We start from the raw sequence: 19,872 nt of genomic DNA, 5'->3' as shown, positions 1-19,872 counted from the left end.
CGGCTCTGGTGGAGGGCAGGACGACGGGCGGCTTCAGTGAGTCCGGATGGACGCCTCCCCGTCCTGCTGGAGCCCGAGCTGGGCCGTGTACGCCGCTCCCAGCAGCCCGGCGTCGCCGCCAAGCCGGGCCGTGCGGATCTCCGGGGCGTGCCAGCTGGTGTAGCGCTCGAAGGCCCGCTGGACGGCGTCGTGATAGAGCGGTGGGGCGTTCAGGTAGACCCCGCCTCCGATCACGATGACCTCCGGGTCGTAGCAGCGAACCAGCGAGGCGAGACCGATGCCCAGCCACTCGGCTCCCTGCGTGAGGATGCGCGCGGCGCGCTCATCTCCCTGCCGGGCCAGGTCGAAGAGGGCCGCGTTGCTCATGGGCTGGCCGAAGGCGCCGCGCGCCAGACTCGCCAGGGCGGAACCGGACGCGACCGCCTCCAGGCAGCCGTCCAGACCGCAGGCACACATGGGGCCGCCGGCCAGCACCGTCACGTGACCGATCTCCGCACCCTGCCCGAAGTGGCCGCGCAGCACCCGGTCGCCCTGCACGAAGCCCCCGCCGATCCCGGTGGACACCGTGACGTACAGCGTGCTGTCGGCGCCCTGCCCGGCCCCGGAGCGGTGCTCGGCGAGCGTGGCGGCGTTGGCGTCGTTTTCCAGGTACACGGGGCAGTCCAGCGCCTCGGAGAGCAGTCGGCGCACCGGATAGTCGATCCAGCCGCGAATGTTGCCCGCGAACCGCACCTCGCCGGCGGCGTAGTTCACGGGGCCGGGAACGCCCAGCCCGACCGCCCCCACAGCCGTGCCAGCGGCCTGCGCGGCGTCCCGGGCAGCCTGCGCCAGACACGGCACCACCCCGCCACTTTCGGCCGGCGTGGCGTACTGCACGCGGCCGGCGATCCGCTGGCCGTCCAGCACGCCCGCCGCGAGCTTCGTGCCGCCCAGATCCAGGCCGATGATGCTCACCGCTGCTTCCACAGTGTCCCGAGCATGGCACGCCGCGCTGACCGCCGGGGCCGGCTCATCCCCGAGGCCCGGCGTGTGCCGTGAAGAAGTCGCCCAGGACGGCGTGCAGGGCCGTCAGGTAGGCGGCTTTATCCAAGGCCTTGGACGGCACGATCTCGAGCCGGGCTCCGGGAATCAGGTGAGCGAGTTCCTGGGCGGTGGCCAGCGGATGCACGGCGTCCTGCCCGTTGCCGATCACCAGGACGGGCATGGTCAGCGTCCGGAACCGCTCCCTGGGCACCTCCGGGCCACTCGCCGTGATGCGCTCGGCCAAGTCGGCCAGGTCCAGCCGCCGTGGCGAGCGGAAGAAGCCCTCCAGGGACGCGAGGTTGTCGGGGCCACGCTCCCGCAGGTCACGGGCCGCTGCCGTGGTCTGGAAGTCCGCCCAGCCCTGCGCCGGGTCGTCCATGCGCAGGTAGGGCGCCACGACCTGAAAGGACATCAGGTTGGGCGGCGCGGGCGTGTCCACCCAGGACGGGCGTACCAGGGCCAGGGCCGTGACGCGCTCCGGGTACAGGGCGGCCAGTCTCAGCGCGATGGCCGCGCCCATCGAGATGCCCCCGGCGGCGAAGCGGGTCACGCCCCGGCTGTCCACGAAGGCCAGCACGTCCTGCGCGAACTGGGCGACCGAAAGTTCGGCCACGGGGCCGAGCGCCGAGGTGCCGTGCCCCCGGCATTCCAGCGTCAGACGGCGCAGGCCGGGCGTGGACGGGAAACTCTCGGCCACCTGCGCCTCGCCGCCGCCCAGGCCGTGCTGAAAGACGACAGGACTGCCGCTTCCGACATCGACGCCGCGCAGCGCGAGATCTCCGAGCTGGAAGGTGGTCATGTCAGGAGGCCGCGCAGGAACTCGGCCACGCCGGGCGCCTCGGCGGCGCTCAGGCCGTGCGTGACGAGCGGCCCCTGGAAGCCCGCTCCGCGCAACAGGGCGATGAAATCCGGGAAATCTACCACGCCGTCCCCCGGGAACGTGAACCTGCCATCGGCACGGCGGTCCTTGGCATGTGCCATGGCCAGATCGTTTCCCAGCAGGTCGACCGCCTCGCGGGTGCGCTCGCGGCTGAGGGCCGTGTCACCATACTCGAAGAGGTTGGCCGGGTCGAGCACGATCTTCAGCCGGGGCGACCCCAGGGTATCCAGTAGTTCTCTGGCCTTGCGGGCCGAGGAGACCACGTTCGTCATCTCCGGCTCGATGCCCAGGTCGATCCCGTAGCGCTGGGCCAGCTCGGCGGCCCGCGCCATCTCGCGGCTCATGACCGTCCAGGCCTCGGCGGTGGCGTTGTCCGGGTGGTAGGCCCACTGGTCATCGGGGTCGCGGGTGCCGCTGCACAGGGTGATCAGGCGCGTGCCCAGGGCGGGCGCGTGCCGCATCAGCACTTCCAGACGCCGCAGGCCCTGATCGCGCACGGCTGCATCCGGGTGGGCCATGTTGTACGTGCCAGACAGCGCGGCGATGCTGATGCCGGTCTCGGCGCTCGCCTGCGCCACCTCCTGCACGACGGTGGAATCGAGCGCATCCGGCAGGCTGGGCAGACCCACGCACGACAGGTTGAACTGGGTGACGTCGTAGCCGGCAGCGCGTACGGCCCGCAGCACCGGCAAAGCCCCGACCTCGGGGAAGGTCTTGGCGAAGATCCCGAGCTGCATCACACGCCTCCGGTCACGTCCGCCAACATGACCTTCTCGCCGGTCTGCACCGAGCGGGCGATGGCCACGATGGCGCGCGTGTCGGCCAGGCCGTCCTCGACGTCCGCACCAGTCTGCGGGGCACCGGTCAGGATGGTGTCCGAGAACGCCTCGAGCTGCCGGCGGTAGAAGTGCCCGTCCGCGCCGAGCGGGCGATACGTGGTGGCATCCCTTTCGCGGAAGATCTCGACGTCCGAGGACCTGTAGTACCAGGGGTTGTAGGTTCTGGCCAGGACGCTGCCGTTCTGCCCGTAGATCTGCAACCCCTCGTGCCAGTCCATGCGTACGGCGACTGTCAGATCCATGTGGCCCTGGGCGCCGCTGGCGAAGTCGGTGTCCACGAACCAGCTGTACGCGCCGAAGCGTTCCAGCAGCCGGGCGCGGACGGCGGTGATGTCCCCGAACATGAAGCGCACCGTATCTACCAGGTGCGAGCCGTGCGTGAGCATGCAGTACTGCCGCAGATCCGCCTTGGGATTGGTGCCGGGTTTGCGGGCGGCGGCGCTGACGATCGGCAGGGGCTGCACGGCATCGGTGACGGTGTAGCGGTGGGTGCTGTCGCAGTACCACGCCTTCAGCGCCAGGGGTTCGCCCATCTCGTCGCGGATGAAGTCGTGCGCGGCCTGCAGCCCGGGGTCGAAACGCTTCATGTTGCCGACCTGCAAGACCTTCCCGGTTCGCCGCACCACCTCGGCGAGGCGCTCGACCTCCTCGACGGTCACGCCCAGGGGTTTCTCGCACAGGACGTGTTTGCCGGCCTCGAGGGCCTGGATGGAGGCCGGCACATGGAAGGCGTCGGAGGTCGCGATGATGACGGCGTCGACGTTGGGATCGGCCAGCATGGCCGCGTAGTCGGTATACGTCGTCTCGGGCTGCCACGTGGCGGCCATACGTGCCAGAAGATCCTCGGCGACGTCGCAGATGGCGTACAGGTCGGCGTTGCGGGCCTTGGCACAGGACTCGAAGTGGGCGTACTGGGCGATGGGGCCGGCGCCGAGAATGCCGATGCGCAGACGCGGGCCGGGATCTTTGGTCTGGGGCACCTGCTTGCTCCTCCTCCAGGTTCACGGAACGGATTTCATCAGGGTCGATTGGACAGGGTTCTGCGGACGGCCGCGTCCTGGCCCGACCAGACACCCATCGAGGATCATACCGAGCGCCGGGTGTTGTCGCCTTGCCCTTCCTGCGCCTGATGCCCGTGAATCTGACGCCGAGCGTGCTGGGTGCCCAGGTGATCCGCTTGCCGAGCCGCCCCCAGCAAGGCGCGTGAGAGGTGAAGGGTTGGAGCGAAACATGATCAGTAGAGCAAACCGACGGGAGCGTCTGGATGGCTTCAGGGGAACACGTCCTGCTCGCGCTGACCGCCGGAAAGCCCGTCATCGACAGGCCTTTCTGATCTCAGGTCTGCTCCGGGTGCAGGCGACCCTTCCAGGGCACGCGGCCACGCAGCGCCAGCGCATACGCGGGCCACGCGAGCGGCGCGGTCAGGGGGGATAGTGCGAGCCCCCGCAGGGCGGCCCTCCCGCCACGTCCGGTGAGCAGGGCGACCAGCGGACGCTCGAGCAGGGAGCACGCGGCCACCAGTCGCCACAGCGGCCCCGGCAGCAGGAAACTCAGGGTGTGCGTCAGGGTGTAGGCGGCGCCCAGCGCCAGCATCAGCGCCCGCGAACCCAGGTGGACGGCCACGGCGTTCTTCGCGAACCCGCGCACGGACGCCCAGTACGAGGCGTACATCTGCACGCCGATCAGGTGTCCACCGAGGGCCTGACCGACGGGAAGGCCGGCGGCCTTGGCATGGCGGGCCAGCGTGGTGTCTTCCAGCATGGCCGCCCGGACCCCGGCGTGCCCTCCGGCAGCGCGGTAGGCGTGCGGAGTCAGCAGCAGCAGCTGGCCGTTGGCGGTGGTGAGCAGGGAGGGGCGGGTGCGCAGCAGCGGAAAGGGCAGCCAGCTCAGCACCACCTCGTCGACCAGCGGGGTCAGCACCTCCGCCCCGAGCGGCAGGGGCAGCGGGCGCGGCAGAACGGTCAGCAGGCCCACCCGCTGGCGGCGACGTTCGGCCAGCACGGCCCGGAGGGCGCCGGGCGCCCACAGCACGTCGGCATCGGTGAAGACGAGCAGCGCGTCCCGCTGGAGCGCGAGATCCGCGAGTTGCGCACAGGCCCAGGCCTTGCCCCCCCACCCGGGCGGCAGATCCGCTCCGGCCAGCACCTGAGCCCGGTCGTGCTGGCCATGAGAGGCGATCAGCGCCCGGCAGAGGCCGGCCGTCCCATCGGTGCTGTGGTCGTCGAGGATCAGCAGCGTGGTGTGCTCGTCGAGCTGATCGAGCACCCCTGGCAGAAAGCGCGGCACGTTCGCCGCCTCGTTCCGCATGGGAATGAGCAGTGTGGCCGGGGTGGGGGGCGCGCCTGGGGGCGCGGGGCGCAGCCGGGGAAACGTGCAGGCGTTGACCGCCAGCACCGCCAGCCGCGCGGCGATGAAGGCCAGACACGCAAGGGGCAGGACAGGGCGCGGCGTCACAGGTCGAGGATCGCGCCTCCCGTGATCAATCCGGCGCCCGTGCCGAGCAGCAGGGCCCGCTGGCCCGCTCTCAGGCGGCCGCTCTCGATGGCGCGGTGGAGGGCCACGGGGAGCGAGGCGGCGATCAGGTTGCCCGTGTGGGGCAGCGTGACTTCCAGGCGGGGCTGCCAGCCCAGGCGGTTCATCGCGTGCAGCGCGGCGGCCGACGCCTGGTGCGGGATGATGCGGTCGACGCCTTCCAGCGGATCATGTCCGAGCTGCGTGCCGAGCTGCTCCAGCAGGGTGGGCACGGTGCGCAGGGCCAGTTTGAGCACCTCCAGGCCCTGCATGTCGAACAGCATGTCCTCCGGCGCGCAGTCGGCGCGGGAGGGGTGGAGCAGGCTGCCGCCCGCGCGGATCTCAGTGTGGTGCACGCCCTCGGGCCAGGTGAGCATCGCGTGCGCCCGCAGGCCCTGCTGCGGGTGGTCGGCGGGGCCGAGCAGCGCGGCCGCCGCACCGTCGCCGATCAGCAGGGCGCTCTCGGGCTGGGCGAAGTTCAGCCCGACCGAACCGTGGTCGCTGGCTATCACCAGCACCCGGCAGGCCCGGCCGGTGTGCACCAGCAGCGCGCCCAGTTCGAGGCCCGCCAGGAACGACAGGCACGTCGAGTGCACGCTCTGGGTGCGGATGCCGCGCAGGCCCAGTTCACGGGCCAACAGGGCGCTGCCGTCGGGAATGGGCTGCATGGGGGTGCCGCTGGCGTTGATCAGCGTGTCGATCTCGCCTAAGGGCACGCCTGCAGCTTCGCAGCAGCGCCGGGCGGCCTCGGCCCCCAGCGTCAGCGCACTCTCGCCGAGGGCCGGGTCGATCCAGGGACGCTCCTCCACGCCGCTGCGGCGGATGGCCTCGGCGGGCTCCAGGCCGCAGCGCGCGGCGACCTCGGCGGTGGGAACGCGGGTGTGGGCCAGCGCCTCGGCGGTGGCGAGCAGGCGGACGCCGAGCATCATGGAGTCTCCTGTGGAGTGGGGCTCAGGCGGCGAACCCGCCGCAGTTTCTCCCCTGGGCGGGGGGCTTTCCAGGGGCGCAGAACCACGGGCACGCGGCCGGGCACGCCGCTGCGACGCAGGGCGATTCCCAGGGCCACCTCGACGTGGCCCGCGAGTTCCGGCGTCGTGGGTACTGGCCCCAGCAGCGAGACCTCCAGCGTCGCGCCGCGTTGCAGCACCCGGAAATCCTGCACGCCCGGCAGTTCGAGCAGTGCCCGGCGCAGGAAGTCCGGCCACACGGTCACGCCGTGCAACAGGAGGGCGTCGTCGGCGCGTCCGGCGATGGCGTGCAGGGTCAGGCTGGGGTGCCCGCACGCGCAGGGTTCCCCGATGACCAGCACGTCGTCCATCTGCCACGCGATGGCCGGCAGGCAGCGTCGCCGCAGATCCGTGACGGTGGCGCAGACCCGGTCGCCGGGCACCGGCTGGCCGACCGGAATGCCCGTGTCCGGGTGCCGCAGCCGGAAGTGCACGTGATCCTCGTTGAGGTGCAGGGTGCCCTGGTCGCAGGGCAGACCCAGCAGGCCCTCGGTGGCCTGGTAGACCTGCACCACCGGCCCCCAGCGGTGCTCCAGCTTCGCGCGGTGGTCGTCCTCCAGCACCTCGGCCACCGAGATCACCCGCTGCACGCCGGCCAGCGGGCAGCGTTCGCTCAGGGCCGTGAGGACGCCGGGGGGGCCGATCACCACGTCCGGCGCGAAGTGTCCGAGGGCCGAGGCGAGGTCGTCCAGCGGGCGCAGCAGGTCGAGGTAGCACCACTGCACCGCCGCACTCTGGGCGGAACGGTAGAGCGGGCTGTCGGCGCGCAGCGCGAAGGCCACCCGCAGGGGCCGGTGGGTCAGCGCCCGGCGCAGCAGTCCCGGCCCGGGCGGCAGGGTGTGGGCGAGTGCCACGCCGGCCCACAGGGCCCGTTCGCGGTCGCTGGCCAGGAACACGCCCTGCGGGCCGCTGGTGCCGCTGGACAGCCCGGTGGTCACGGGGCCGCCGCGGCCCTTCAGGGTGCCGGCGAAGGAGCGATCGGTCTCGGCACGCCGGGCGTGGGCGAGCACGTCGGCCAGGGTCAGCCCCTCGGTGTTCAGGTTATCGAAGTGCGCGAGCACCTCGGCCTTGACGACCCCGGGAAGCTCCGCCCAGTCCTCTACCCCCAGCCCCGCCACAGCGAATCGCCGGGCTGTCCAGGGGCTGCGGCGCCAGATGGCCCGCAGCAGGGTGGCCGCGAGGTGGTGCTGCCGCTCCAGCAGGTCGGCGCGGCCCTGACCCGGCCGGCCCATGCGGCGGCGCTCGTCCCGGTGGGCGCGCAGCACCCGGCCGGTGAAGGAGATGGACTGGCGCGTCATGGTGTGCCCGGCCCTGCCGTCTGCGGGGAGCGCTCGTGGCTCAACACCAGGGCCGCGTGTGGGTGGTGGCCTAGCCATCCGCGCAGCGTCCGGGCACTGCGCGCCTCCTCGCGGGCGTTCCAGTGGGCCAGGCGCCCCACGGCCGGGGCAGACTCGCCCGCCCGCAGGGCACGCCCACTCCAGGCGGTGTCGGCGCCAAGCACCGTCAGGCCCTCGCCGCTGCCGGTCAGGGGGGCGTCCGGAACGGTGCGGCAGATCAGGGCGATCATGCCCGGAGCGTGGCCAGGAACGGGAACGGCCCACACCGAACCGTCGCCGCAGACGTCCGCCACCTCCCCGAAGTCGGTCAGTCCCTCGGGCGCCGCGCGGAAGTCGAGCCACCCGGCACGCGCTTCCAGGTCGTCCGGCAGCAGCTCGCGCAGCACACCCCGGCGCACGGCGGCCACGCCAATCCACGCGCGGGTGCGCTGCCACGCCCGGCGGTCGAGGCGCAGCCGGGCACGCGGGAAGTCCAGCAGGCCGCCCACGTGATCCGCGTGCAGGTGCGACACGATCACCTCGGCGATGTCGTCGGCCTGCACACCGCGCTGGGCGAGCTGATTCACGGCGTCCTGGCCTGGACGGAGGCGCACCGGGGTCACCAGGCCGTACAGCGCGCCGGGCCACCGCGCCATGGCCCGCTGCACCCGGGGCGCATACCCGGTGTCGAACAGCAGCCGACCCGCCGTGGGGTGCTCGATCAACGTCCAGCCCGCCGGGTAGGTTCGGACACGCCAGGGGGCGCCGCGTTCGGTCGTGGCGGCGATACCCAGGCAGTGGCCGCTGACGTGCTGGTGGAGGATCACGTGGGTCATGCCCCGCTCCCGACCTGGGCCAGCGTGAGGGCCAGGGCCTCGGGCGCGGTCAACAGTGGACGATAATCCAGCTCGCGTTCGATCGAGGTGGTATCGAGCCGCACCGGGCGGGTCAGGAGCCGCACGGCCGCCGGATGCAGGCCCTCACCGCGCAGCGCCGCCAGGGGCCGCGTGAGCCGCGCCATCGCCTCGACCAGCGCGGGGTCGATCCGGCGGGCCGGGAGTGGAACGCCCAGCCGCTCGCACAGCGCGCGAATGGTCTGCCACACGGCCGTGGGCTGCGTGTCGGTGACGTTATAGATCGCGCCGACCTCTGGCATGGGGGCCTCCGCAGCCAGAACCGCCGCGTAGGCCGCGTTCTTCACGTGGGTGAGATCCGTGTAGACTTCCGAAGCGCTCCACAGGTGCGGCAAGCGCCCACGCCGGAGGGCACGGATCAGCGGCGGCAGGATCGAGGGATCGCCCCGTCCGTACAGCCCGCGCGGCCGCAGGATGATCGCCTGCGGGTGGTGAATCCGCACCTCCGCCTCGGCCTGGGCCTTGCTGCGGGCGTAGGCACTGTCATGTGGGCCCTGAAGAACCAGCGATTCGGGCACCGGGGCCTTCAACAGGTTCCGGCGTCGCCACAGCGTGCCGTTGTAGACGCTGGAACTGGAGATGAACACCAGGTGGAGTTTCTGCTCCCAGGCCTGACGGGCCAGCTGGGCACTGACCTGCACGTTGTGCCGCTGATACGCACGCTCTGTTCCCCACAGGGTGCTCAGGGCCGCAGAGTGGATCAGCACGTCGGCCCCGGCCAGAGGGAGAGGATCGCGGGTCAGATCGCCTGGAACGAAGTGCGCGCCCTGGGCGAAGAGTTCCGCGCCACGCGCCGCATCACGGCCGCTCGCGGTGACCCGGTGACCGCGGGCCAGCAACTGCCGCACGATCTCACCCCCCAGGAAGCCGGTCGCGCCCGTCACCACGATGTGACGTGACGTGGACAGCACCGGGTGGGCAGTGGACATCTCCTCGATCGTGGCACGGTTCGCGGCCCGGCATCCTCAGGTGGGGCCTCAGTTCAACGGGACGCGCGGCTGGCTGTGGACTGCCACCAGCTCGGACGAACCGATCCGCCAACTTCCGCTGCGGTGTTCCCAGTCCGATGTGAAGGCCGTCGCCATCTATCGAAGAGGCAGCTCGGGCGCCGGGACGTGAATATGCAGAACCCCGCCTACGTCAGGCGGGGTGGATGGGTACGTTCCGGGTCAGGCCGTGGGGCTTACTGGCCGTACGCGGCGCCGTAGACGGGGATCGAGACGCTGGTCAGCACCGTACTGCCCGACTTGACCGCGATGGTCGCCACGCCATTCACCACCGTCGACGTGTCCGAGCGACTCACCGTCACGTACAGCAGCGCCGTGTCCGCATACCTCTCCACACTGTTCAGCGCCACCGTCGTCCCCGCCGGCAATCCGGTTACGGCGATGTTCAGGTTGCTCGGCACACTCCCGCCCAGGGCCGCGAGCGGCACTTCCACGGCCATCCAGCTGCTCTCGGTCTGCAGCGCGGTGTACTCCATGCCGGTGTCGTCCATGGCGTAGGTCTGGGCGCTGCTGGCGAAGGCGGTCGAGGCAGCGAGGGTCAGGGCGGTCACGGCGGTGATCAGGAACTTGGTCATGGTGGGTCTCCTTGGCGTCCGGGGCGGCCTCGTGGCCGCCGCCTGTCCTGAACACAGGATGCCGGGGCCACACCCAGGTTCCGTCCACGTGCCATGCAGACTTCGTGCACGGTGCCGCCTCCACTCTTCACAGTGGCCCCGGCACGACAGCCCGGCCACACCTTAGCTATGGCCGGGCGAACCGTCGGCGTTCCGGACGCCGGATGTCGGCGGCCCACTCGCTTCCCGCGTGAAACCGATCCGGATCGGTCAGCGGGGCAGCACGTCCGGGTACTCCTTGCCGTGCGTCAGGGGCACCAGCTTCGGCACGTTCAGCGCGAAGGTCGTGACCTGTCCGGCGCGGGTCAGGGTGATGGCCGGCGTCGGCGTGGTGACCAGGGTGGTGGCCACGTTCGGCAGGCCCGCGAGTTCCGCCAGCGACACGTACGGCTGGCCGCCGAACAGTCGGATGTTCACAGGCACCCGCTCAGCATTCAGATCCAGCGTGGCCGTACGAACCGTGAGCGTGCGGATGGGCAGACGCAGCGCGCCGGCGGCGTCCGCGAGCGGCAGGAACACCTGTTGATCCTGCACCTGTGCCTGGGTGACGGCCCGCGCGGCTAGTTGTGCGGGCGTGAGCACCGGCGCGGGCGGCGTGGCCGGTTTGGGTGGCTGGACGGCGACCGGCGGCGTGGTGGGTTTAGGCGGTGTGGTGGCCGTGGGCGGCGCCGGCGTCGTGGTGGTCGGAGGAGCGGGTTTCGGGGGCGTCGTGGCCGTGGGGCTGCCGGGTTTCGGGGTGGTGGCGACCGGTGGAGCGAAGGGCTTGAGCTGCGCCAGGGGGGCTGTGGCGGCGGCCTGACGCGCCAGGGTCAGCGCCTGGGTGTCCTGGGCCGTCAGGGCGCGGCCCCAGGCGTCAGAGCGCGCGTGGAAGGTCGTCCACGGGCCGACGGCCAGCGGCCGCTGCCGCCCGATCACGTTCAGCGCGCCCCCCTGCGTGACGAAGTACAGGTTGCCCTGGTCGCTGACGCTGAGGGACAGATCGATCTTCTTGCCGGTGGGAATCGTCCACAGGGCCTGCCCCTGCGGGCCGATGGCGTGGACGGTGCCGCCCAGATCCGGCACGATCACGGTGCCGCCCACGAGTTCCACGGCGGACGCCGCGACGGGCTGCCCGGCTATGTACGTCCAGACGGTCTCGCCTTCGGCATTCAGGGCGTACACCTTGCCGTCGTAACTGCCGACCACGATCAGGCCGCTGCTGGTCACGATCGGGCTGGCGTTCACGAACAGGCCGGTCAGGACGCTCCAGCGGGAGGTGCCGTCCGGCGCCAGCGAGTGGATGCGGCGGTCGCTGGAGCCGAAGTAGATGTTGCCCGCATCGTCCAGGGCGGGGGAGCTGAACACCAGCGACCCGGCCGTGTACGTCCACTTCGTCTTGCCGTCTGGCGTCAGGGCGTACAGGCGGTTGTTCTGTGCGCCGAAATAGATGGTGCCGTCCTGCGCGATGGCCGGGGAACTGAACACGGGCGCGCCCACCTTGAAGGTCCACAGCGCCTTGCCGTCAGGCCCGATGGCGGTCACGCTGCCACCGGCCGTGGCGACGATCACGCTGCCGTCCGTGCGCAGGGCGGGCGTGGCGAACACGTCGCCGTCCAGCTTGAGCTTCCACTGGAGCTTCCCGGCGGCGTCCAGGGCGTACACGGTGTCGTCGTAGGCGGCGGCGATCACGCCGCCCTGGGGGGTGATGACCGGGTAGGCCCGGCCCAGGTCACCGAGCGGGTAGAACCACTTCTCGGTGCCGCTGGCGTCCGTGCGGTGCACCCTGGCGTCCGAACCAATGAAGAACAGGTCGCCGCTGTTCGTGATGCTCACGCCGGAGATGACGCGCAATTCCTTGAAGAGGTCGATCTTGGGAGCCGTGTAGACCGGCGAGGCTGGGACGGCCGGAGCGGTGCCCTGGGCCGCCGTGGCGGGCGAGAAGGCCGGGGTCAGCAGGAGCAGGAGCAGGGCGCGGGGGGGAATCCTCATGTGAAGGTGAGCTCCTTTACAGTCCCTTTACGGTAGGGGCGGCGCTGGGTGGGTGAGATGGACGCTTGCCAGGGTACGGCCTAAGATGCGAACTGATATGAAGAAGATTCTCATGCTGACCGCGTTCGCACTGGCAGGCCTCGCCGCCGCGCAGGACACCACCACGACCACCACCACGACCGACACGGCCACGCCCGCCATGGACAGCCCCGCCACCATGAGCGCCAGCGACAACTACGCCAAGGCGCAGGAGTTCGCCGTGCAGGCCGACGTGGCCTACCCCGTGCCCTTCTACGACCGCACGCTGTGGAAGGCCTCGGTAGATCACGCGTACTACGCCGCCAGCATGGAAGCGGGCAACCGCGACTACAACGCGTACCTGGCGCAGCTGTACACCAAGACCCAGTGGTGGATCAACGCGTACAACGCCTGGAGCAAGCTCACGGATCTGAACGATACCGAGAAGCAGTGGGCCTCCCTGAGCGCCGCGAAACTCGCGTATCTGGCCCTGCAGCGCGGCGACACCGAGACGGCCCGCATGTACGTGGACAAGGGCATGGCCTGGGCCGACAGCGCCAGCCTGCAGTCCATCATGAAGCGCCTTCCCTGAACATGAAGCGCCTTCCCTGAACCAGCGTTCCCACCGACAGCCCGGTTCCGGCCGGGCTGTTGTTGTGGGGTGCCCGCCAGGCCGCACATGAGTAAACGTGCCGTCAGCTTCCCTGAACCGCCGGGCTGACGCGAACGCCTACCCTGGAATGATGACGCGGTTCAGGTGGATCTGGGGAGTGGCGGCCTTGACCGCCGCGCTCGTGGCGTGCGTTCCCGCACCGCTGCGCGCGCAGACGGGCGCCCTGCTGCGGGTTGAGGCGCAGCTGTCCGACACGGCGATCAGCACAGTCACCGGCGAGACACTGTACCGCCCCCCGGGGCCGGGAGCACTGCTGGTCACGACAGACCGCCCGGCATATGTGTCCTCGCTGGTGCTCACGTCCGGGCAGCCGGTGCAGGTGGTCTCGGTGGGGGCGGTGGCGGCCGGAACGGCGGTGCCGGTGCGCCTGCCTCCCAGTTCTGGTTTCACACAGGTGTACACGGTCGCGAGCCTGCAACCGCTGGACGTGTCGACCGCGCAGGGCGCCCGTTCGCTGGACGAGGCGGGACGGGACGTGCAGGTCGCGGCGCAGAACCTTCCAGCCGGGGCGTATACGGTCGCGACGACCACGTACACGGTGGGCCGCTTCGGCACGCTGCGGGTCGTGGCGTCCGAGCCGGGCGCGGAGGTGCGCGTGGAGGGGCACCTGGCGGGCTACGCGCCCCTGACCATTCCAGACGTGCCGGTCGGCAGTGTGGCGGTCACGGTCACGGCCCCCGGTCTGTCCAGCCGGTCTCAGCGGGTGAACGTCCCGGAGAATGGCGTGGCCGAGGTGCGCGCGGTGCTCGTGCCGATCACGGGCACGCTGAGCGTCGCGTCGGACATCCCCGCGCAGGTCTTGATCGACGGGAGTTCGGCCGGACAGGTGCCGGGCAGGGGCAAACCGCTGCGCGTGGCCCTCCGGCCGGGCACGGTGGGCGTGAATGTTCTGCCGCTCGACAGGGCGCTGAAACCGCAGAACCTGCTGGTGAGGATCACGGCCACCCAGGTCACGACCATCCGCTGCGCGCTGGACGCCGGAGTCTACGGGTGCCGGACACCCTGAACCCCCTCCAGGCCGTCCGGCGCGTGCTGGTGATCTCCGACACGCACGGCCTGCTGCGCCCGGAGGTACTGGCACTCGGGCCGGACGCCGACGTGATCCTGCACGCGGGAGACGTGGGGCGACCGGAGCTCTTGGAGGATCTGCGGGCCATAACGCCCGCCCCGGTGTACGCCGTGCGCGGGAACGTCGATCGCACACCCCCTCTGGATGGGTTGCCCGCGACCCTCCTGCTGGAACTGGGAGCCGTGTTCGTGTACGTCCTGCACGACCTTCATGACCTCGACCTGCGCCCGGTGGATGCCGGTATCCAAGTCGTCGTGAGCGGCCATACGCACACGCCGCACGTCGAGATCCGTGAGGGCGTGACCTACCTGAATCCAGGGTCGGTCGGCCCGCGACGCTTCAGCTTGCCCATCGCCTGCGCGTGGCTGCACGTGGACAAGGGCACGTTCCGCATCGAACCTCTGCGTCTGCACCCCTGACCTGTTCCGCACGCGGGAGCAGGAGGGGAACGGAGGCGGGTGCTAGCCTCCGGGCATGACCGATGCCCCGCTGCTCACCCCCGTGCTGGGCTCGCTACACGCCCTCCAGGTGCCGATTCCGTACCCGATGAAGACCGTGACGGTGCTGATCGACGCGCCCGCCCACGGCCCGGTCACCATGATCGATACGGCGCTCGACACGCCCGAGGCGAAGGCGGCCATCGAGGACGGCCTGGCCGCGCTGGGCCTGCACTGGAGCGATGTGGAGCAGGTCATCATCACGCACCACCACCCGGACCATTACGGGCTGGCGGGCGTGGTCGAGGAGCGCAGCGGCGCGGCCGTGCACATGCTGGACGTGGAGATCGGGCGCGGGGAACGCTACTGGCACCTGTGGGAGGAGTGGCTGCCCGGCCACCTCAAGCACATGCGCGACCACGGCCTGCCGCGCGAGTCGCTCTCGGAGATGGGCGCGGACACCCGCCGGGGCCGCGACCGGGTGCATCCGGCCAGCCGTGTCCACCCGCTGCGTGAGGGCCAGCACGTGACCCTGACCGGTCGCGAGTGGGAAGTGCTGTGGTTGCCCGGCCATGCCGACGGGCACCTGGGCCTGTGGAACGAGGACGAGAGCGTGCTCATCGCCGGGGACGCGATCCTGCCGCGCATCAGCCCGAACGTGGGCCTGTACGCGTACACCCGGCCCGATCCGCTGGGCGATTACCTCCAGACGCTCGGCAAGCTAGAGGCCCTGAACCCCCGCCGGGCGGTCGTGGGGCACCACGGCCCGGTCATGGAGGGCGTGCAGGCCCGGGCCCGCGAACTGCGTGAGCATCACCACGAGCGGCTGGACTTCGTGGCCGCCGAGGCGGGCCGTGAGCCGCGCAGCGCCTACGACCTGTCACTGGCAATGTTCAACAGGGAACTGAACACCTCTGGTCGCCGCTTCGCGCTGGCCGAAACCCTGGCGCACGCCGAGCACCTGCGGCTGCTGGGGCAGCTGTACCGCACCTGGGATGAAGCGCGGGAGGTCTGGATCTACCACGCCTGAGTCCGGCGGTGGGGATCGCCCCCGCCCCCCACCGTGTGCAGCTTCCACCACCTTTTCCTGCAATCCACGTGCGGGCAGGGCTCTATACTCCCCGGCATGACGGCCTCGCAGACAGAATTGCAGCGCATCGTCACGGCGTTGCAGAACAGCGGCATGACCGTCGAGCCCGTGGAGGACGGCGCGCTGATCCAGCACGGCGAGACGCGCGTGGCGCTCTTCGCAGAGCGCGACCACCAGGGCGGCGTGATCGTCCGCCTGCACCTGGACCTCGACCTGTACGTCGAGGAAGACAGCCTGCCGGACATCCTGATGGGCATGAACCTGCTGAACCAGGGCCTGGACTACGGTGCTCTGAACCTCGACCCGGTCGAGAACGACGACGAGGATGAGGAAGACGAGGACGCGCCCACGACCTTCGCGGTGCTGGGCCGCAGCGTACTGTGGCTGCCGGATCTGGGGCCTGGCGAGCTGGATCGCCTGCGCGAGCACCTGGGCCGCTTCGAGACCGAGATCACTGAGGCCGTGGAACGCACCCTACACGGCAGCAAGGGCCTGAGCGCGTAGAACACAGACCGGGAGGGCAGAGCGCGCCGGTTCCCGGCCCTCTGCCCTCCCGCCTGAGGCAATTACTGCCGGTCTTGCAGCTTCACGTAGTGCTGGTCGGTCGCGCCGGTATACGCGGAGTCGGGGCGCAGCAGGCGGTTGTCGCGGGAGTACTCGATGACGCTGGCGCACCAGCCGGAAATGCGGGCCAGCGCGAAGATCGGCGTGAAATATTCCTTCTTGATGCCCAGGTCGGAATAGACCGTGCCGCTGTAGAAGTCCACGTTCGGGTAGATGCCCTTGGAGCCGATCCGGTCGACGACGACCTTCTCGATGGTCTCCAGGATCTGGTAGTACGTGCTCTTGCCTTCCTTGCTGGCGACATGCTCGGCGTAGTCGCGCAGCACCCGGCTTCTGGGGTCGAAGTACTTGTACACGCGGTGCCCGACGCCCATGATCTTCTCTTTGTTATCGAGCTTGGCGTTGATGTACTCTGCGGCCTTGTCGGGTGTGCCGACCTCGTCGAGCATGTCCATCACGGCTTCATTCGCGCCGCCGTGCAGCGGGCCTTTCAGGGCACCGATGGCCGACACGATGCACGAGTACATGTCGCTGAGTGTGCTGCTCGTGGCGATGGCCGTGAAGGTGCTGGCGTTCATGCCGTGATCGGCGTGCAGCACCAGCGCGATGTCGAACAGCCTCGCCTGCTCGGTCGTGGGTTCCTTGCCGGTCAGCATGTACAGGAAGTTTCCGGCGTGCGTCAGGTCACTGCGGGGCGCGATGACCGGCTGGCCCTCGCGGGCACGGGCGATGGCAGCGATGATGGTGGCGAACTGCGCGATCATGCGGATGCTGATGGCGCGGCGGGCCTCCTCGCCGGTCTCCTCGGCCTGCGGATCGAACAGGCCCAGGTACGACACGGCGGTGCGCAGCGCCTGCATGGGATGCACGTTCTTCGGGAAACTGGCAATTTCCGCGCTGAGCTTCTCGGGAATGGCGCGGTTCGCCTTGAGGTGCGCGTCGAAGGTGGAGAGTTCGGCGGCCGTGGGCAGCTTGCCGTCAAGCAGCGCCAGACTCAGCTCCTCGAAGGTGCTGTTCTCCGCCCATTCCTGAATGGGGATACCCAGGTGCGTCAGGATGCCCTCTGAGCCGTTGATGAACGTCAGTTTGCTCTCGGTGAAGAGAACCCCTTCCAGGCCCTTGGCAATGGTCGTCATGTTGTCCTGAGGATACCATCGGCCACCCCCACGCCCGGCCCTGTCGACGTTCCTGTACAGGTGACAGCGCGCCCGGCGGCCCCTACAATGCCCCGCGATGACCGCCCCAGACGCCCACCCGCACGTCACCCTGGCCCTGGACACGGCCACGCCGTTCCTGACGCTGGCCCTGAGCTGGGGTACCACCGTGGTGACAGCGGCGCGCGAGGTGGGCCGCGCCCATGCCGAACAGCTGCCGGAGGGCGTGCAGGAACTGTTCGGGGAAGCCGTGCTTCCCCTGCTGGCGGACACCATCGTTATCGGCACGGGGCCGGGTTCCTACACGGGCGTGCGGGTGGGTGCCAGCTACGCCCTGGGGCTGGCATCCGTGTGGGGAGCGCGGGTGCTGGGCGTGTCCACGCTGGAGGCCCTGGTCAGCGGCGACGGCCCCCAGGGCGTGTCGATGGACGCCCGCAAGGGCAACGTGTACGGCGCGGTGTATGACGTGCAGGACGGTGTGGTCACCGCCGTCCGCCACGCCCCGGCCAAGTACGCCCTTCAGGACTTCCAGGCCCTGCTGGATGGGCTTCCCCACCGACACGATCCGGTGCCGGATGGTCTGGCGCTGCTGCGTGCGGGACTCGATCACGGCGCGGCGGACTGGACGCTGGCGTACCTGTAGGCCCGCTCCGGGAAAGCCCGGTGCAGGCCGGTCAGTTCAGGATCTCGATGAAATCGTCGTCGTCGCCATCCACGGCCAGCGGCAGGTTGAAGTAGAAGGCCGCGCCCTTGCCCCGTTCGGACTCAACCCAGATGGTGCCGCCGTGTTCCTCGATGGCCAGCTTGCAGAAGGCCAGGCCCATGCCGGTGTCGAAGCGGCCGTGCAGGGTCAGGCGGGACTGCTCGAAGGCGGCGAACAGGTTGGGAATATCCTCGGCGGGAATGCCTTCGCCGTCGTCGCGCACGGCCACCTGCACGCCGGTGGGCACGGCGCGTACCAGCAGCGTGATCACGCCACCGGTCGTGGTGTGCTTCATGGCGTTGCTGACCAGATTCGCCATCACGCGGCGCAGGATTTCCGGATCGGCGCTGGCAGGCGAGAGGTCCTGCTCGACGTCCACCCGGACGTGCCGGTCCCGCAGGCCGCTGCCGACGTCCCCGCGCGCCTGCTCCAGGATCTCCTCAAACATCGGGCTGAACACCAGCTCGCGCTTGAGGTGCATCTTGCCCGCCTGTATCTTGCGCACGTCCAGCATGTTCACGGCGAGGTGCAGCAGGTGCTGGGTCTCGTCGCGGGCGACCTTGATCAGCTCGCGGTTGTCCTCGGGAACACGGTGATCGTCGTACACGATCTCCAGCAGGCCCATGACGGCTGCGATGGGGTTCTTCAGGTCGTGCACCAGCATGTGCACCAGCTGGTCGCGCACGCGTTCCTCGTGCTCCCAGGTGTCCATGCGGCGCTGCAGTGTGGCGACCCGGCCCTGCAGGTCGTGGTGCTGCGTGGCGCGGCCCAGCATGGTGCGCACCTGCAAGACCAGCGCGGCGGTCGGCGTGGTGTCGCTGATCAGGGCGTCGGCCCCGGCGCTCAGCATCTCGCCCAGGCCCTGCGTGCCCACCGCCAGCCAGCGCGTGCCGGCCAGTTCCGCGCGCTGGCGCAGCATGGGCAGCACCTGCCACAGCGGCACGCCGGGCGTGTCGGTGTACAGCAGCACCACGTCGGGCGGCGTGACGTGCGCCTCGCGCAGCAGCGTCTCGGCGTCCGTGACGGGAATCACGGTCACCTGGGGCAGGGCATGAACGAGGGTGGCTGCGCGGGCCGGGTCGGCCGCGACAACGAATACCGTGGGGGAATCAGCGCTCGCCATGCCTAGGGCGTCAGTCTACCCCGCGCGGGCGGCAGGATTCACGCGCCCATGCAGGTGCGGTGGAGTGGCGTTCCACGCATTGCGCGGCCTGTGCGGCGGTGAGGGTTCAACGCGAACGCCGCAGCACAGGCCGCGGCGTTCGGGGAACATGGGCGCGGGCAGGACAGCGTCAGCCCTTGACGCTCCCGGCCAGCAGGCCCCGCACGAAGTAGCGGCCCAGCAGGATGTACACCAGCAGTGTGGGCAGCGCGGCCAGGATGGCGCCGGCCATCGGCAGGTTCCACGATACGGCCTGCCCGCCCGAAAGCTGCGACAGGGCGTAGGTGACCGGCTGCGACGACGTGTTGGTGAGGGTGGCGGCAAACAGGAACTCGTTCCACACCTGCGTGAACTGCCAGATGATCACGACCACGAAGCCCGGAATCGAGATCGGGAAGATGACCTTCTGGTAGATGCTCCAGAAGCCCGCGCCGTCGATGGTCGCCGCCTCGATCAGGGCGTCGGGCACGTCGGCGTAGAAGTTCCGGAAGATCAGGGTGGTGATGGGAATGCCGTACACGACGTGCGCCAGGATCAAGCCCCAGATCGAGCCGTACAGGCCCAGCGCCTTGATGAACTGAAAGAGTGGGATCAGCACGGCCTGGTACGGAATGAACATCCCGAACAGCATCAACGCGAAGAGCGTGTTGGCCCCCCGGAACTTCCATTTGCTCAGGGCGTAGCCGTTCACGCTGCCGAGCAGGGCGCTCAGGATCGTGGCGGTCACGGCCAGGAAAAGGCTGTTGCCGAGGTTCCCGCCGATCTTCGCCCACGCGTCGCTGAAGCTCGCCCAGTTCAGGGCCGTGGGCCAGTGCCAGGACGTGGCGAGGTTGATGGCGTCCGGGGTCTTGAAGGCCGTGGCGAACACCAAGTAGATGGGCACCAGGAAGAACAGCGCGGCGATGACCAGCAGCGCGTACATG

Annotated in this window: 20 protein-coding genes; 6 read left to right on the top strand and 14 right to left on the bottom strand. The window is 70.1% G+C overall.

The window, feature by feature from the left end; all coding sequences use genetic code 11:
• Positions 1-33: 33 nt before the first annotated feature.
• The 11 genes from E7T09_RS17605 to E7T09_RS17555 all read right to left on the bottom strand — a co-directional run bounded on the left by E7T09_RS17605 (position 34) and on the right by E7T09_RS17555 (position 12,079).
• Positions 34-954 carry an ROK family protein gene (locus E7T09_RS17605; protein WP_136390493.1) on the bottom strand — a complete coding sequence of 307 codons (921 nt, stop codon included), beginning with the start codon at positions 952-954 and terminating at the stop codon, positions 34-36.
• 55 nt (positions 955-1,009) lie between these two features.
• Entirely contained in the window at positions 1,010-1,822 is an 813-nt protein-coding gene (locus tag E7T09_RS17600) for an alpha/beta fold hydrolase (RefSeq protein WP_136390492.1), read from the bottom strand.
• A complete protein-coding gene (locus tag E7T09_RS17595) occupies positions 1,819-2,640 on the bottom strand; it encodes a sugar phosphate isomerase/epimerase (RefSeq protein WP_136390491.1) in 822 nt (273 codons plus the stop codon). Before E7T09_RS17595 ends, E7T09_RS17600 begins: the two co-directional genes overlap by 4 nt.
• Positions 2,640-3,722, bottom strand: a complete 1,083-nt coding sequence (locus E7T09_RS17590; RefSeq protein ID WP_136390490.1) for a Gfo/Idh/MocA family protein — start codon at positions 3,720-3,722, stop codon at positions 2,640-2,642. Before E7T09_RS17590 ends, E7T09_RS17595 begins: the two co-directional genes overlap by 1 nt.
• Positions 3,723-4,077: 355 nt before the next feature.
• Positions 4,078-5,196 (bottom strand): glycosyltransferase, encoded by a 1,119-nt coding sequence (locus E7T09_RS17585; protein WP_136390489.1) that lies wholly within the window; start codon positions 5,194-5,196, stop codon positions 4,078-4,080.
• Positions 5,193-6,182: a 3-oxoacyl-[acyl-carrier-protein] synthase III C-terminal domain-containing protein gene (locus E7T09_RS17580; protein ID WP_136390488.1), complete on the bottom strand. Its 990-nt coding sequence runs from the start codon at positions 6,180-6,182 to the stop codon at positions 5,193-5,195. The genes E7T09_RS17585 and E7T09_RS17580 overlap by 4 nt, the downstream gene beginning before the upstream one ends.
• On the bottom strand, positions 6,179-7,558 hold the full coding sequence (locus E7T09_RS17575; RefSeq protein WP_136390487.1) for a phenylacetate--CoA ligase family protein: 1,380 nt from the start codon (positions 7,556-7,558) through the stop codon (positions 6,179-6,181). The genes E7T09_RS17580 and E7T09_RS17575 overlap by 4 nt, the downstream gene beginning before the upstream one ends.
• Positions 7,555-8,412: an MBL fold metallo-hydrolase gene (locus E7T09_RS17570; protein WP_136390486.1), complete on the bottom strand. Its 858-nt coding sequence runs from the start codon at positions 8,410-8,412 to the stop codon at positions 7,555-7,557. Before E7T09_RS17570 ends, E7T09_RS17575 begins: the two co-directional genes overlap by 4 nt.
• Positions 8,409-9,419 carry an NAD(P)-dependent oxidoreductase gene (locus E7T09_RS17565; protein ID WP_136390485.1) on the bottom strand — a complete coding sequence of 337 codons (1,011 nt, stop codon included), beginning with the start codon at positions 9,417-9,419 and terminating at the stop codon, positions 8,409-8,411. Before E7T09_RS17565 ends, E7T09_RS17570 begins: the two co-directional genes overlap by 4 nt.
• A 254-nt stretch (positions 9,420-9,673) precedes the next feature.
• Positions 9,674-10,072, bottom strand: coding sequence for a hypothetical protein (locus E7T09_RS17560; RefSeq protein WP_136390484.1), 399 nt, complete (start codon positions 10,070-10,072; stop codon positions 9,674-9,676).
• 249 nt (positions 10,073-10,321) lie between these two features.
• Complete coding sequence (locus E7T09_RS17555) at positions 10,322-12,079, bottom strand: PQQ-binding-like beta-propeller repeat protein (RefSeq protein ID WP_136390483.1); 1,758 nt, start codon at positions 12,077-12,079, stop codon at positions 10,322-10,324.
• Between the two features lie 97 nt (positions 12,080-12,176).
• Between E7T09_RS17555 and E7T09_RS17550 the strand changes: the two genes are divergently transcribed.
• The 5 genes from E7T09_RS17550 (at position 12,177) to E7T09_RS17530 (ending at position 15,870) form a co-directional block, all read left to right on the top strand.
• Positions 12,177-12,689, top strand: coding sequence for a hypothetical protein (locus tag E7T09_RS17550; RefSeq protein WP_240741867.1), 513 nt, complete (start codon positions 12,177-12,179; stop codon positions 12,687-12,689).
• Between the two features lie 151 nt (positions 12,690-12,840).
• Positions 12,841-13,776, top strand: a complete 936-nt coding sequence (locus E7T09_RS17545) for a PEGA domain-containing protein (RefSeq protein WP_168734916.1) — start codon at positions 12,841-12,843, stop codon at positions 13,774-13,776.
• On the top strand, positions 13,761-14,258 hold the full coding sequence (locus E7T09_RS17540) for a metallophosphoesterase family protein (protein ID WP_240741866.1): 498 nt from the start codon (positions 13,761-13,763) through the stop codon (positions 14,256-14,258). Before E7T09_RS17545 ends, E7T09_RS17540 begins: the two co-directional genes overlap by 16 nt.
• Positions 14,259-14,313: 55 nt before the next feature.
• A complete protein-coding gene (locus tag E7T09_RS17535; protein ID WP_136390481.1) occupies positions 14,314-15,306 on the top strand; it encodes an MBL fold metallo-hydrolase in 993 nt (330 codons plus the stop codon).
• Positions 15,307-15,402: 96 nt separating this feature from the next.
• The gene (locus E7T09_RS17530; protein WP_136390480.1) at positions 15,403-15,870 is read left to right on the top strand and encodes a hypothetical protein; all 468 of its coding nucleotides are present in this window, start codon (positions 15,403-15,405) and stop codon (positions 15,868-15,870) included.
• A 62-nt stretch (positions 15,871-15,932) separates the two neighbouring features.
• Here E7T09_RS17530 and E7T09_RS17525 read toward each other — a convergent pair whose 3' ends face one another.
• Positions 15,933-17,066 (bottom strand): citrate/2-methylcitrate synthase, encoded by a 1,134-nt coding sequence (locus E7T09_RS17525; protein WP_136390479.1) that lies wholly within the window; start codon positions 17,064-17,066, stop codon positions 15,933-15,935.
• A 97-nt stretch (positions 17,067-17,163) separates the two neighbouring features.
• Here E7T09_RS17525 and tsaB point away from each other — a divergent pair, with 97 nt between their 5' ends.
• A complete protein-coding gene (gene tsaB, locus E7T09_RS17520; protein WP_136390478.1) occupies positions 17,164-17,727 on the top strand; it encodes a tRNA (adenosine(37)-N6)-threonylcarbamoyltransferase complex dimerization subunit type 1 TsaB in 564 nt (187 codons plus the stop codon).
• A 31-nt stretch (positions 17,728-17,758) separates the two neighbouring features.
• On the opposite strand, the gene E7T09_RS17515 is transcribed toward tsaB, so the two are convergent.
• Both E7T09_RS17515 and E7T09_RS17510 read right to left on the bottom strand, forming a co-directional pair.
• Entirely contained in the window at positions 17,759-18,910 is a 1,152-nt protein-coding gene (locus E7T09_RS17515; protein WP_136390477.1) for an ATP-binding protein, read from the bottom strand.
• Between the two features lie 169 nt (positions 18,911-19,079).
• Positions 19,080-19,871, bottom strand: coding sequence for a carbohydrate ABC transporter permease (locus E7T09_RS17510; RefSeq protein ID WP_136390560.1), 792 nt, complete (start codon positions 19,869-19,871; stop codon positions 19,080-19,082).
• Between the last annotated feature and the right edge of the window lies 1 nt (position 19,872).

Source organism: Deinococcus sp. KSM4-11 (genome assembly GCF_004801415.1).
Taxonomy (GTDB): Bacteria; Deinococcota; Deinococci; order Deinococcales; family Deinococcaceae; genus Deinococcus.
The sequence above is the reverse complement of the archived record's forward strand: the minus strand, read 5'-3'. Positions and strand labels throughout refer to the sequence as shown.

Bases quoted from the DNA above. Each gene is read 5' to 3' on its own strand.
- E7T09_RS17550 (WP_240741867.1), top strand. From the start codon at position 12,177: ATGAAGAAGATTCTCATGCTGACCGCGTTCGCACTGGCAGGCCTCGCC.
- E7T09_RS17530 (WP_136390480.1), top strand. From the start codon at position 15,403: ATGACGGCCTCGCAGACAGAATTGCAGCGCATCGTCACGGCGTTGCAG.
- E7T09_RS17510 (WP_136390560.1), bottom strand. From the start codon at position 19,871: ATGTACGCGCTGCTGGTCATCGCCGCGCTGTTCTTCCTGGTGCCCATC.
- E7T09_RS17535 (WP_136390481.1), top strand. From the start codon at position 14,314: ATGACCGATGCCCCGCTGCTCACCCCCGTGCTGGGCTCGCTACACGCC.
- E7T09_RS17580 (WP_136390488.1), bottom strand. From the start codon at position 6,182: ATGATGCTCGGCGTCCGCCTGCTCGCCACCGCCGAGGCGCTGGCCCAC.
- E7T09_RS17565 (WP_136390485.1), bottom strand. From the start codon at position 9,419: ATGTCCACTGCCCACCCGGTGCTGTCCACGTCACGTCACATCGTGGTG.
- E7T09_RS17545 (WP_168734916.1), top strand. From the start codon at position 12,841: ATGACGCGGTTCAGGTGGATCTGGGGAGTGGCGGCCTTGACCGCCGCG.
- E7T09_RS17600 (WP_136390492.1), bottom strand. From the start codon at position 1,822: ATGACCACCTTCCAGCTCGGAGATCTCGCGCTGCGCGGCGTCGATGTC.
- E7T09_RS17525 (WP_136390479.1), bottom strand. From the start codon at position 17,066: ATGACGACCATTGCCAAGGGCCTGGAAGGGGTTCTCTTCACCGAGAGC.
- E7T09_RS17575 (WP_136390487.1), bottom strand. From the start codon at position 7,558: ATGACGCGCCAGTCCATCTCCTTCACCGGCCGGGTGCTGCGCGCCCAC.
- E7T09_RS17595 (WP_136390491.1), bottom strand. From the start codon at position 2,640: ATGCAGCTCGGGATCTTCGCCAAGACCTTCCCCGAGGTCGGGGCTTTG.
- E7T09_RS17555 (WP_136390483.1), bottom strand. From the start codon at position 12,079: ATGAGGATTCCCCCCCGCGCCCTGCTCCTGCTCCTGCTGACCCCGGCC.
- E7T09_RS17515 (WP_136390477.1), bottom strand. From the start codon at position 18,910: ATGGCGAGCGCTGATTCCCCCACGGTATTCGTTGTCGCGGCCGACCCG.
- tsaB (WP_136390478.1), top strand. From the start codon at position 17,164: ATGACCGCCCCAGACGCCCACCCGCACGTCACCCTGGCCCTGGACACG.
- E7T09_RS17570 (WP_136390486.1), bottom strand. From the start codon at position 8,412: ATGACCCACGTGATCCTCCACCAGCACGTCAGCGGCCACTGCCTGGGT.
- E7T09_RS17560 (WP_136390484.1), bottom strand. From the start codon at position 10,072: ATGACCAAGTTCCTGATCACCGCCGTGACCGCCCTGACCCTCGCTGCC.